A 13,607-nucleotide genomic window follows, 5' to 3' on the forward strand; every position below is an offset into this window, starting at 1 on the left:
TTATTCATTTTGTTCGAGTGGAATAACGTAACGCTTACCTTCAATATCCGCCTTTACTTTTATATTTTTCATATTGGAGTAAGAAATAGGCCACGTTTTATATTGCTCAGGTAATATATACCCTGCTAACCCTTTCGAAACGATAAAAGGCGATTGGTTTGGTGCGGTCACTGCTAGGTTGACTAATCTGACATAGTGATTACTGGTGTTTTCTATATGAATAAGGTTCTTATCTTTACTCTTTATAATCTTTGCCTGTAGTCCGCTCCAAACTTCATTTGTTCCTTGGGATGGTCTTTTCATCCCTTTACCGTACATAAACAATGGTATGGAATATCTCATTCTCACTTTTACTTCCAGATCATTTTCTTTATTTTCATCTTGAGGCCCTTTAGCTGGCGGGAGTTCATCGATGATAATACGATATGCGTACTCTTTATTCGAAAGCGCCCCATCTTGATTTAATATACGAATAAGTTGCTTGGCACCAGGTGCAATTTTCACAAAAGGAGGCGTAGCTATCAGTTGTCGTTGCTGCGCATATGTATCCTGCCCATCCTTCTGTCCCCACCGAAAAATACGAACCTGCAAATAAAAATCTTCAGTGCCTTGATTAACCATCCAAATTGATGTTGCATTCGATTCAGAAGATATTTTAGGGTAAATAGGCCAAATAAGGAGAGAATTAGCATAGGCCTGTGAAGTTAACGTTGATAAGAAAATAGTGACGAAAACCAGTCTTTTTATTATTAAATCCATTTAATTTCTCCGAAGGTTATCATTTCTTCGAAACAGCGCTTACCACTCAAGCGTTAAGGTAAGAGTATCTGTATAAATACCAGCGATTTCATTTCCATTTAATATCGCCTTTGCCCAAATTGGCACCTGAATGTTGTCAGGGTCTTCATTAGTTCCAACAGAATAGGGGGTATCAATGTCTAACACTTGAGAGTGTTCTGCATCTTCAAATAATAAATAATCCACCGTACTCGACTTTTCTGTGTGCTTCAGCTTGCGCACCCCTACCGAAGCGTTCAAACCACCGTCAATCTTAATATTCATGGCTATGCCAGGGGTACAACTTAACGTAAGCCCACCGTTGTAGGTGATGCTGCCTTCTACTTCCGCAGCATAAATAGCAGAATGTTCACCAAAGTTTAACTCTCCTATTGTTCCAATTTGAGTGTTACTCTCTTCTGTCAGCGCACCATTGATCAGACATCCCGTATCAATGGTCGCTGACACTTGGAAAGTTTCACTCTGCGCTGCAAAAATAGGATAGGAAAAAGTGGCACAGGCGGTGAATAAAAATGCTTTGAGTAATATAGAGTTCACTTACCAACTCAGAGTTACGTTTAGTGTATCAACATAATTTCCTGCGACGCTGCTGGTACCGTATGCCGTGGCGTACAAATTAATGGTCTCTGAATCAACACCATTAAATGTAGAGAGTGCTATAGGGTTACTCGAGGTAAACTGGGTAGAACGATCTGAATCAGTGAAGAGAGTGTAATCCACAAACTCGGATCCGTTGGTCATTGCGTGATTACCTGTCGTCGAACTGGGATCGTTGGCACCACTGACTAAAGAGAAAGTAGGCGTGACTCCATTGCTGCAAAGTATTTCGATCCCCGTACCACCTTCCCCAGTCAAGACTGCTTCTTGCTCAGTAAAAATGGCCGGAACGTCACCAAAATTTAATGAGCCAAAACCAATATTACTGGAACCGTTCACCGCATTGTTGCCATTAATGACACAGCCTTCCACTAAATTGATCGAAACGTCTATCGTACCGCTAATTGTCTCTGCCCTCGTTTGTAAGCTCAACACTGTAAATAACAAGGGAATAATCAAACAAAAAATTTTCATATGAAGCTCCATTTCTATCTCTGTGAACTCTATACAGATGATTGTATTATTAGTTATAGCTCAACAAATAAAACAAAGTGCATATCAAGATTAAAAAGATAAAAAGAAGTCAGTTCATTGTAGTTGTCAAAAGAAAAGCAGTGCTTTAAACCGAGATATTCTTTTAGGTTGGAATATAAAACCACCAATTAACCATATTAAATAAAAGGTCTTTAGTGTGTTCTGCATACGTTGAAACACGAAGAAGGCAGTTTTTTCTGAATTGGACAGCTTTTAGAAACGAAAAGAGACAGGGTGTGAGCTAAATAATAAAAAATCTAAGCGTTTAAAAAACGAAAAAAAAACGCCCCTTTCGGAGCGCTTTCTTATTTGAGCAGATTATTCCCAATCAAGGATAACTTTGCCAGACATGCCTGAACGCATGACATCGAAGCCTTCTTGGAAGTCATCAATCTTGTAGTGGTGCGTGATAATTGGTGATAGATCCAAACCAGATTGAATCAGTGAAGCCATCTTGTACCATGTTTCGAACATTTCACGACCATAGATGCCTTTGATAACTAGGCCTTTGAAGATCACTTGGTTCCAATCAATGCCCATATCTGATGGTGGAATACCGAGTAATGCAATACGACCACCGTGGTTCATTGTGGTTAGCATTGAGTTGAATGCCGCTGGGTTACCAGACATTTCTAGGCCTACGTCAAAGCCTTCTGTCATGCCTAGTTCAGCCATTACATCTTCAAGCTTCTCTTCAGCAACATTTACTGCGCGTGTTACACCCATTTTACGAGCTAGCTCTAAACGGTACTCGTTTACGTCTGTGATAACCACATGACGAGCGCCGACGTGTTTCGCAACTGCGGCGGCCATGATGCCGATTGGGCCAGCACCAGTGATGAGCACGTCTTCACCGACTAGATCGAAAGAAAGCGCAGTGTGTACCGCGTTACCGAACGGGTCGAAGATCGATGCTAGATCGTCAGAAATCTCGTCAGGGATCTTAAACGCGTTAAATGCAGGAATCACTAGGTATTCTGCAAATGCGCCTTCACGGTTTACACCCACACCGATCGTGTTGCGACACAAGTGAGTACGACCGCCACGACAGTTACGGCAGTGACCACAAGTTATGTGACCTTCACCAGATACGCGGTCACCAATTTCAAAGCCACGAACTTCCTGACCAATCGCAACCACTTCACCCACGTATTCGTGACCGACAACCATAGGAACTGGAATTGTCTTTTGTGACCATTCGTCCCAGTTGTAGATGTGTACGTCTGTACCACAGATAGCGGTTTTCTTAATTTTGATCAGAATATCGTTATGGCCAACTTCAGGTTTATCAACCTCAGTCATCCAGATGCCTTCTTCAGGCTTTAGCTTTGATAATGCTTTAATTTTCATAATGTAACCTTAATTAAAGGCCCTATTATCTAGGACCTAGAGTCTTAAATAAGACCCATGTCCTTACCAACTTCGATGAACGCATCAATTGCACGATCTAGCTGCTCACGAGAATGCGCTGCTGACATTTGAGTACGGATACGCGCTTGGCCTTTTGGTACCACAGGGAATGAGAAGCCGATTACGTAGATGCCTTTCTCTAGTGCTCGTTCAGCAAATTCTGCTGCCACTTTCGCATCACCTAGCATGATTGGAATGATCGCATGGTCAGCGCCGCCCATTGTGAAACCAGCAGCTTCCATACGTGCGCGGAAGTGTGCTGCGTTTTCCCATAGACGGTCACGTAGGTCACCGCTCTCTTCTAGTAGATCTAGAACTCGGATAGAAGCGCTTACGATTGCTGGTGCAACAGAGTTAGAGAATAGGTATGGACGAGAACGCTGACGTAGCCAGTCAATCACTTCCGCTTTACCAGACGTGTAACCGCCTGAAGCGCCACCCATTGCTTTACCTAGCGTACCTGTAATGATGTCGATACGGTCAACCACGTTGTGGTATTCGTGCGTACCTGCACCCGTTTTACCCATGAAGCCAACCGCGTGAGAGTCATCAACCATGGTCAGTGCGCCGTATTTTTCAGCTAGGTCACAAATAGCCGGAAGGTTCGCCACTACGCCATCCATTGAGAACACACCGTCAGTAACGATAAGAATGTGGCGTGCGCCTGCTTCTTTCGCAGCAATCAGTTGTTGCTCTAGCTCTTCCATGTTGTTGTTTGAGTAACGGAAGCGCATTGCTTTACATAGACGAACACCGTCGATGATTGACGCGTGGTTTAGTGCGTCTGAAATAATTGCGTCTTCTTTACCGAGAATGGTTTCAAACAGACCTGCGTTTGCATCGAAGCAAGAGGTGTAAAGAATCGTATCTTCTTTACCTAGGAACTTAGACAACTTCTGCTCAAGCTCTTTGTGGATGTCTTGAGTACCACAGATGAAACGTACTGAAGCCATACCAAAGCCGTGTTCGTCCATACCCGCTTTACCCGCTTCAATTAGCGCAGGATGGTTAGCAAGACCAAGGTAGTTGTTTGCACAGAAGTTTAATACTTCTTCACCGGTAGAGATTTTAACAGCCGCTTGCTGCTGAGACGTGATTACGCGCTCTGATTTGTAAAGACCTTCAGCCTTCACTTCTTCAATTTGCTGCTGAATCTGTTGGTAGAATGCAGAAGACATTTGAAATTCCTTCCTGGTTATTTTGGCGAGTATTTACTCGTTTAGAATTAGGTTGAGCCTTTATGTGACGGGCATCACGGGCTATCACTCATCAATTAATTGTAGTGTAATTCAAGGAAGGAAGAAGGATTATCCCTTAAGGTGGAAAAGCATTAATGAATCCAAGACACAAATTCAATTAATGCTTTCCTATAATATTGTAATAAAAGGAGTTATAGCCCAGTTGGTTGTTTAAGTAGTGCTTCAAAGTCCTTAGCTGGTAACGGGCGGCTATAGTGGAAACCTTGCCCGAACTCACAGTTTAAGTCTTTTAGATAATCGACATGACGCTGTTCTTCAATGCCTTCAGCGACAATCTTAAGGTTCAGCGCTTTCGCCATTGCAATGATCACGTTGACGAGCTCACGATCGGAGTCGTTCTCGAACATATTTTGCATAAAGCTGCGATCAATCTTAAGGCGATCGAACGGGAATTTCTGTAAGTAACTCAACGCAGAATAGCCAGTACCAAAGTCATCGATGGTAAGCTTAGTGCCTAACGCTCTTAAGTTATTGAGCATGTCTAATAGCTCTGAGTCGTGGTTAAAGAGAAGGCTCTCTGTCACTTCAATATCGAACTTATCTGATGGAAGACCAGACTCCTCAAGGCTCTTCTTAATAAACGCAAGTAAGCGATCACAATACCTAAATTGAACACTGGAGAAATTCACAGAAACAAACAGCGGCGTCAGACTTTGCCATTGCGCCGCTTGGCGGCACGCTTGCTGGATAGCGAATTCACCAATTTGATGAATCAAGCCATTTTTCTCAGCAATAGAGATAAACTCTTCAGGATTTACGAATCCGTACTTCTCATCATTCCAACGCATTAACGCTTCTGCGCCAACAATTTTACCACTGCTCAGCTCAATAATAGGTTGATAATACAACTCTAGTAATTGACTAGAGATGGCATTTCTTAGTCGATTTTCCAAATCCAAATAGCGTTGCAAGTCTTGGTTCATATTGTGGTTATAAAAGCAGAAGGCATCGCGTCCATCTTGCTTCACGCGATACATCGCCATGTCAGCACAGGCGAGGAGCTGCTCGGCATTATCTCCATCATCCGGAAATACAGACATTCCGACGCTGCTACTCAAGAAGAATTCATGGTTGTTCCATACAAATGGATCGTTAAACGCCGAAAGCACGCTTGAAGCAACGCGCTTCGCGGTGTCATTATCAGGCAAGTCAGGAATCACTAATAAAAACTCATCCCCACCAATTCTCGCCAATAAGTCTGTTTTTCTCGCGACTTGATGCAGTCGTTGAGCACTAAGTTTAAGGATCTCGTCGCCAACAAAGTGACCCATTGAATCGTTAATCTGCTTAAAGTGGTCTAAATCAATAAACATGACCAATACTTTTGAACCACTACGTGACGCTCTAATCAACTCCAAAGCCAGTCTCTCAGAACCATAGCTGCGATTAGGCAAGTTAGTCAACGTATCGTATTTAGCTTGGAAGGCGAGTTCTTTTTCAGACGCTTTTCGGCGTTCAATTTCGTTAGTTAGTTTTTGGTTCTGTTGAGAAAGAATGTCTTTTCGCTTTTTCTCTTCTTCAAGTTTAATTTTCAATTCAATTCTATTATTGTTTGTAATGAACGCATAACACAGCGCAATAACAACCATAACAGCAAGAATACTCAAACCGAGAATGAAGATCCGTGATGTGAAAATATCTCGCTCACTCAAAGGCTCAAACCAAGCCATAAGTTTGAAGTGATGTTTTTCAACAGGCACTTCAAAATATATCTTTCCATCAACGGCTTCAGATATTAAATAATTCTCATCTTTATTATGAGAAGACGTTTTATTTATTGTATCCCATACGACCATCTCAACGTCTTTTATTTTGAGCACCATCCGGCTATAACTGTCTTCGTGCTCTTGATTAGTGAGCTGATCAATAACAATGTTTTTATTGAGATCTGCAATTAGAAAGGCAACTGGCTTTCCAGAAAACTTAACTTGCTTAATGACTTGAATACGCACGTCGTCGTTATATCGAGTTGCACAAACCTCTTCGGGATGCCCATGTTGAGTCATTAAGGTTTGGATATCCATCTTATGCTCTATGTTGTCTTCAGAGCCCGTCGTGACAATCGTTGTGCCATCACTTCCTACCAGTGTGAGCTTTTTATAGATTTGGCTGCTATTAATTAACTTACCATCTATCTTTTCATCGAAACGACGCTTCAAGTTAATTAAACTCGCTCCTAATCCGTACTCCATTGACATGCCAGAGGCTAAATTAGCAAAGAAGGTTTGTACTGTTTTATCTGTAGATAAATTATCAACATCCTCACTGGCAATGGTAAATAAATTATCGAGTGTGCTTGCGTAGCTTTTTACTTTTAAACCGAGTTCCCTATGTTGGGATTCTTTTAATTTATTTTGCCCCAAACTTGTCACAACAATAAGCATAGCTAAATAAATAGAGACTAATATTGCGCTTATTGCAATAAATTTTTTACTGGATATTTTTTTAACGGCCTTTTTCATCGGGTTTTCTTACTATCTTCTATGAAGTAATCGTTATAAAAGTAGTAAATAGATGGATAGTATTTTTTTACTAATTTTTCGTAGGTTCCATCTTTCTTTATTGAATCTAAATAACGATCAAATGCTTTGCGTAATTCCGGCGAGTTTTTCCGGAATGCAACAGCCATTTTCTGATTTTCGGATACTGGACCAATGACTTTTATTTCACCTGGCCATTTTTCTAATGCAATTAACGTATCGGCGACGTCTAGTAATGTGCTTTCCGCATCATTTTTCATTATCGCTGGCACCATCTCATTCAGAAGACGAGCCCCATCAGGCAGTATGACTTTTGCGCCTGTGTCATATAAGTCATAAAGGTTAGGGTCCAAGCAAGAGTGCTCCAACGCCAACACTTCGCGACCATGAATAAGCTGCTTGACGGTTTTTACATCTTCATCAACCGACCCACTGGGTTTAATCGGACTCAGCGTGGAATCTGTTCTGGAAACTAACCAAACGCCTGACGGGAAGTAATCTTGTGAAAAGTCTAAAACTTCAGAACGCCAGTCAAGAATGGTAACGCCATTTGCGATCAAGTCCCCCTCGATTGGAACACTTTCTCCCACGACGGCTTGCTTATTATGGTATTGAACATCTTGGCCCGTCAGCTTACCGACCATATCGCTCCACTGAGCTGGAACATATTGGTACTTAACGCCCAACGACTTGGCAAAGCCTTTTACTATCTCTACATCTAAGCCAGTCAAGGTTTCCACTTCACCTTGTTCAATATAAGAAACGAAGTTAGCGTACGGCACACCAATATGGCGCAACACTCCGCGATCACGGATCTGTTGTAAGTCGTCTGACCAAGCGGAAGAGGACATAACAGAGGCCGCCATAAGCGCCATCGCCGCTAAAGTTCTTTTGAATGTTTTGACTGACATAATAATATCCTTACCTTTCACAAAGCGCCCAATCATGGGCGCTTGAGTGATAAACAACGATGTTAGAACGACGAGTAATACAAATTCGTCATCGCCACCACGAGCCCTTCAACATCCTGCTCGTCATGGAACAAGTGCGTGGAGATACGGAGTGCGTAAGTATCAAAGTCATCATCTTTATGCAGCTTAAAGCTGGTTGTTCGAATGATGTAGCCATATTCTTCACGTAGACGATCTCTGAATTCAGTCAATATGTCTTCATTCGTCACATCAGAGAATGGGTTAACTGTGGTTAAGCCACTCGTTAAACCTTCCACGTTTGGTGAGTACATTTGGGCTTGTGGCAAGTACTCTTGAAGTAAGGTTTTACACAAACTACCAAGACTTAGAACACGTTCCTCAATGCGGTCACGGCCAATCTCATCCCACATTTTACAGCTATCAACTAACGCTTGTTTAGCAGGATAGTTGTCGTTCCCGATGTACTGCATCTGTAATTGTTTGCCTAAGTAATCCGCATGAGAAAGTGAAGAGTTGATCAACCACAACGGGTTTTCACGATCACTCCAATACTCATTCAAGCGATTGGCGTTATCACGTACGTACAAAATACCGGTTGCGCCAGGACCACACTGCCATTTGTGGCCAGAACCTGCATAGAAATCACAATCCATATCATGGAAATCGAGGTCAAACATACCGACAGTATGCGCTCCATCTACAAGCGTAGGCACACCATATTCTTTCGCTAAAGCACAAATGGCTTTGGCTGGTAACGCCGTTCCCGTTTTATAGGTGATATGAGAGAACATGATGAGGCGAACGTTTTGATGCGCATCAAGCGCGTCGCGGAAAGCTTGGATGTAATCTTGTTCAGAAACGTCTTCAGTACCAGTAAATACCGGTAGTTGAATTTCAACAACATCGACGCCAAAACGATGCTTTGCGACGTTCATCGGTGATGTTGCAGCCATATGCTCATGGTGCGTTGTTAGAATCACATCGCCTGGTTCAAAGTGTAAGCCGTTAATGATCGAACATAGACCATCAGTAGTATTGCGGCTGAGAATGATTTCTTCTGGGTTAGCACCAAAGCCAGGCGCTACTTCTTGAACCATCTCAGAGACATAAGGCCAAGAGCCAAACTTGCCCTTCATATCCCAAGGATACTTAGCCACCAACTTGTTGTTATGCTCGTAATCTTGAAGAACTTGTCTTGGCATAGAACCCGTTGTGCCAATGTTCATGTAAGTCGTACGTTTATCCAAAACGAACTGTCGTTGCACTTTACGCCAAAAGCGCTTATCGTGTTTTCTACCTAGCCCGCGGCTGCTCCAATCAATTTTCTGTTCTCGTGCTTGAACTGCGCCCGAGAAAGCGGAAGCACTCACACCAGCAACAACAGCTCCTGTTGCGCCTTTCAGAAAATTACGGCGGCTGCTATTAGTCTGAATAGATTCCTTGTCTTTCATCTTTTTCAATCCTTGTCGGAAATTAGCCATATTATTAATTTTAAGTGCGTAACTATCTGTTACTAAAACATTATTACCCATTAAAACCAGAGTTTAATTTTTTCCTCTGCCATTAAGTGACTTTAGTTCCAATTTTTTATCTTATTTGATGATATAAGCAACAGTTTGACCACAAACCTATAAACAACCATATTCACATTAAAATATTCATTAAATTGATTATTTTTTATAGAAGACAATTCCGACAACTTCTTTATAAAACAATTATGAGCTTTGTTATAAAGTCATTAAAAATTTAACTTTGCGTTAATTTAAAAATATTCAGGCTATTTTTTGATTGACGTCTATTCTTTTTATATCTGAACAATCTCAATATGTTAAGTCTTAATAAAGGAGAACTGGTTTCGCAGATAGATACCAGTTTAAGACAATAGAGTGAGACACATCACTCTCTGACATAAACCCACCGCTCAACAGACATAAGGAAGAGAAGTTTTCACTAATATGTGCTTGAGCGTACAACCAAAAAGAAGGAAGTCCCATGTTAAAAGGATTGCTATGCATTTCAGTTGCTGCCACTCTCGTAGCCGCTCCTAACGTACTTGCGCAGACTGTCGCGATGACCGATCTCAACAGCAAGAAGAGCGCTGGCACCATTGAGATTTCACAAAGTGACTATGGCGTGGTATTTATGCCTCAGTTATCAGGTTTGTCATCAGGGGTACACGGTTTCCATGTTCACACCAATCCATCGTGCGATAGCGCGGAGAAGAATGGCAAAACCGTCCTTGGCGGTGCAGCAGGTGGTCACTATGACCCCAGCAACACAGGGAAACATGGCTACCCTTGGACCGATGACAATCATTTAGGCGACCTGCCTCCACTCTACGTGGACATGGATGGCAATGCTAATCAGCCCGTTGTCGCGCCTCGCCTAAAATTATCAGATTTAAAAGGCCGAGCATTAATGATTCATGCTGGTGGTGACAATCATTCCGACCATCCTGCTAAATTAGGCGGCGGCGGTGCGCGCGTTGTATGTGGCGTTATTAAGTAGTCATTCGATAAGCCAAATTCGCGCTTCTCCTCAAGTAGCGAGAAGTGCGAATTTTTGTTGATACTCAGTGTCAGTCTCACACGTCTCTAAGTAGCTGTGGTGCAACATTAAAATTGACTGCACTATCTTTGTACCAATTCCTAATGCGCCCCCGACGGCATCTTTATCAATTCGATTGACAAAAGTGAACAGGATTCGCGACTTATCTTCACTCAAATGCGCTTGGCAATGCACTTCTGAGCCAATTGGGCTGTGGCGTAATGCATTTTCAAGCAGGTTAAATACCAACCGCTCCAATAGCCCCTTGTCACCCACGGTTTGGATTTCGCTATCGATATCCACTTTCAACACCACTTCTTTACGAGAAAACTGGCTCTGCATCGTTTCAGCACATTCTGCCATCAACGCGCCAAGCTCCACGGGGCGGTACTCGTAGTTTGGCATTGGGGCTTCTTTACGGGCAGCGTCTAATAAAGAATGCAATTGAGTTGAGAGCTTCTCACAATTTCGGAACGCGACCTCAATCAGCGGATCGGATTCCGGATGTTGCAAACGCCACGTTTCCAGATAGCCAAGCACGCTCGATAACGGCGTTTTTAAATCATGACTGAGCTGCAACAAGCTCTGACGACGATGAGAAGACTGATACTCCAACTGTAAAAACTGCTGCTGAATGTGCTTCGCCATCATCTGATAAGAGTGCGCAATCGGCACGAGTTCCGGCACTTGGTGAGTAAAGTCAGGTTGCAGGTGAAAATCATGTTCGGCTTGCTGTTGAAGTTGCTTGGTCACACGCTCAATCGGGTTCAATAGGCTACGTTTGACCAGCACATAAGCCCCGAGAGCAAAGCCTAAAATGGACACTAAGACCAATCCTGCCAGCGCGATGTAAGGGGTATCGACTTGCGCATTGGCAATGGCGTCATGTCGGGTACTGCCAATCACCACATAGAGATAACCGACCGTAGAGCCTAATTCCTCTATCGCCGCGACAGAAAAGACTTTGTGTTCACCGCGATTACGAGGGTCTTCGCCTAAGATGGGAAGCGGTTCGTTGTTTAAGAATTGCTGAATGGGGTTCAGATCCACCGAGTCCATAAGCTTTGCCCCATCTGGCGCAGCATGGGTGGTGATATTGCCTTGGCTATCGAGGAAATAGATTTCAAAATCAGGGCCGATCAGCATGAGGGTATGAAAGATCGACTTGAGCGCTTTAGGGTTGTAATCCGTACCAATCATCAGCGGATTATCATCGCGCATGTGGCTGGCTAGCTCTTTGTGCAGGCTTTGCTTAGTCCGTAACTCAATGGTTTCTTTTTGCCAATTGTAAGTCAGTGCAATCACCACCGCCGCAAGACAGAACCACAAGCTAGTAAATACTACCAAGCGAGATTTGAAGCTCATCCTATCGCCTCCTTAAACAGCGGTGTTTTTGAAACACCCGTGATGATTGAAAAATGACCTGCCGACTTACTGTCTGGCTTGATGTTTTGACTTGCTTTTTTGCATTAGTGTCTTGGCTGAAACTTATACCCAACGCCCCACACGGTTTGGATGAAGTGATGATCAGAGTCAGACAAAGACAATTTGCTGCGTAAACGGTTAATGGTGCTACACACCGTGTGGTGATAACCAGAATGACTGGTGTTCCATACGTGATCGAGCAATTCATCTTTACTGTAGACTCTGCCCGGACGAGTCGCGAGAAACTGCAGCAAAGTAAACTCTGTCGCGGTAAGAGTGACATCCTTGTCGTTTAGGGATACTTGGTGCAACTCCGGAATGATTCTTAGCGGACCAAAATCCATCGCTTCGTCGAGTACTTCATTTGCTACTTTGGCCTCTGCGGTTTGACTGACTCGGCGCAGCACGTTACGTACTCGCGCTTGGAACTCTAATACACTAAATGGCTTAGTGATGTAGTCATCAACGCCCGCTTCTAAACCGTCAACCTTGTCCATTTCGCCGTCTCTTGCTGTCAACATAAGCACTGGGCTCCAATCTTGTTGCTGCCGCAAATAATGGCAGATGTCTAGACCATCACCATCTGGTAAGCCTCGGTCAAGGATCAATAAATCAAAGGGGTGTTGCTGGTACTGCGTTTTAGCATCGGCGACATTTGTGGCTCGCGACACTTGGTGTCCTTGAAACTTGAGATGCATCTGAACCAGTTCTGCCAAATCATCGTCATCTTCCACCAACAAGATGTTCGCGACTAAATTGATTGCCTGTTGTTCCATGGTCCTTTCCTTGCCTTCGAGTATCCTCACTTTGCACATGACCGGAACAAATTAGAAATTCTTTCAAAAAAGGTTCCGATGACGCCATGAGGGATAAAGCGCTCGGCTACAAGCGCTTTGGAAAGGAGACGTCATCGGAGCCTGTGTTACTCGACTCGAGTGATGGTGACTTTCGCACCTGGGTTCAAGAAACGATGGTTCGCAGAGAGTGCTGAGTTTGCTAATCCATCACCTTGGCTAACTACCCCCGCATGGAAGGCAACGACATCATTGCTGTCATTACGCGCGGCATTGAAGCCCTCACCGCCACCTGCTGGGCCTGGAATGGTTGCGGCAAGCTCATCGTTCAGTTCTGTGCCAGAATCCCAAACGTTCATGCTCATTTCATAGCTTTCACCCACTGCGAGCGATTTGAGCGATAGCCCCGTTTCGCCAACAAAGGCATCGTTGGTATTCACGAACATAGACGCCACAGACAAGTAACCGTAACGACTTGGGTCAACCGTGATAGTGACTTCGTCCGATGCACCCGGCAACACCAATCCATTGCCCGAAATACCTTGGTAAACACTGTCATTGCTGTTCATCAACTCAATCAGCTCAGCGTTACTACCGCCTTCGGCAAGGTGCTCAAGTTCAACAGATGCGGCTTGTCCAATTTCAAACAATTGGTAGTCACCATTGTGAGTGAGTACAGCGAGCGGAGACATTGGTTGATTCGCAGTCAAGTTCGCCACGTTGACGGTGTAGCGGTACGATTTCACTACGTCGTTATCATCATCGCTTGGACAACCGGCGAGCAAGCCGACTGAAGCTGCTACTAGTAAGATTCTGACTTTCATACATCCC

General features: G+C 43.6%; 12 protein-coding genes. 1 reads left to right on the top strand and 11 read right to left on the bottom strand.

From position 1 onward, the window contains the following. The 8 genes from R2S67_RS01400 to R2S67_RS01435 form a co-directional block, all read right to left on the bottom strand. Positions 1-759, bottom strand: coding sequence for a molecular chaperone (locus R2S67_RS01400; protein ID WP_317341782.1), 759 nt, complete (start codon positions 757-759; stop codon positions 1-3). A gap of 39 nt (positions 760-798) precedes the next feature. Next, positions 799-1,335: a spore coat U domain-containing protein gene (locus R2S67_RS01405; RefSeq protein ID WP_237309164.1), complete on the bottom strand. Its 537-nt coding sequence runs from the start codon at positions 1,333-1,335 to the stop codon at positions 799-801. Continuing rightward, entirely contained in the window at positions 1,336-1,869 is a 534-nt protein-coding gene (locus tag R2S67_RS01410; protein ID WP_233059815.1) for a spore coat U domain-containing protein, read from the bottom strand. It lies immediately after the preceding gene. 378 nt (positions 1,870-2,247) lie between these two features. After that, on the bottom strand, positions 2,248-3,279 hold the full coding sequence (gene tdh / locus R2S67_RS01415) for an L-threonine 3-dehydrogenase (protein ID WP_005394871.1): 1,032 nt from the start codon (positions 3,277-3,279) through the stop codon (positions 2,248-2,250). Positions 3,280-3,323: 44 nt separating this feature from the next. Beyond that, positions 3,324-4,517, bottom strand: a complete 1,194-nt coding sequence (locus tag R2S67_RS01420; RefSeq protein WP_005394869.1) for a glycine C-acetyltransferase — start codon at positions 4,515-4,517, stop codon at positions 3,324-3,326. A gap of 212 nt (positions 4,518-4,729) precedes the next feature. Beyond that, a complete protein-coding gene (locus R2S67_RS01425) occupies positions 4,730-7,060 on the bottom strand; it encodes a bifunctional diguanylate cyclase/phosphodiesterase (RefSeq protein ID WP_317341783.1) in 2,331 nt (776 codons plus the stop codon). Next, a complete protein-coding gene (locus R2S67_RS01430) occupies positions 7,057-7,989 on the bottom strand; it encodes a transporter substrate-binding domain-containing protein (protein WP_005394865.1) in 933 nt (310 codons plus the stop codon). The genes R2S67_RS01425 and R2S67_RS01430 overlap by 4 nt, the downstream gene beginning before the upstream one ends. Before the next feature lie 62 nt (positions 7,990-8,051). Beyond that, the gene (locus R2S67_RS01435) at positions 8,052-9,461 is read right to left on the bottom strand and encodes an aminotransferase class V-fold PLP-dependent enzyme (protein ID WP_006741963.1); all 1,410 of its coding nucleotides are present in this window, start codon (positions 9,459-9,461) and stop codon (positions 8,052-8,054) included. 541 nt (positions 9,462-10,002) lie between these two features. On the opposite strand from R2S67_RS01435, the gene R2S67_RS01440 reads away from it, so the two are divergent. Then, complete coding sequence (locus tag R2S67_RS01440) at positions 10,003-10,518, top strand: superoxide dismutase family protein (protein ID WP_005394862.1); 516 nt, start codon at positions 10,003-10,005, stop codon at positions 10,516-10,518. Between the two features lie 30 nt (positions 10,519-10,548). Here R2S67_RS01440 and R2S67_RS01445 read toward each other — a convergent pair whose 3' ends face one another. The 3 genes from R2S67_RS01445 to R2S67_RS01455 form a co-directional block, all read right to left on the bottom strand. Further along, positions 10,549-11,922, bottom strand: coding sequence for a HAMP domain-containing sensor histidine kinase (locus R2S67_RS01445; protein ID WP_317341784.1), 1,374 nt, complete (start codon positions 11,920-11,922; stop codon positions 10,549-10,551). A 104-nt stretch (positions 11,923-12,026) separates the two neighbouring features. After that, the gene (locus tag R2S67_RS01450; RefSeq protein WP_171058453.1) at positions 12,027-12,758 is read right to left on the bottom strand and encodes a response regulator transcription factor; all 732 of its coding nucleotides are present in this window, start codon (positions 12,756-12,758) and stop codon (positions 12,027-12,029) included. Positions 12,759-12,904: 146 nt separating this feature from the next. Further along, positions 12,905-13,600: a spondin domain-containing protein gene (locus R2S67_RS01455; protein ID WP_317341785.1), complete on the bottom strand. Its 696-nt coding sequence runs from the start codon at positions 13,598-13,600 to the stop codon at positions 12,905-12,907. Positions 13,601-13,607: the final 7 nt, after the last annotated feature.

It is taken from the genome of Vibrio sp. T13N, from assembly GCF_032970445.1.
Lineage (GTDB): Bacteria > Pseudomonadota > Gammaproteobacteria > Enterobacterales > Vibrionaceae > Vibrio > Vibrio diabolicus.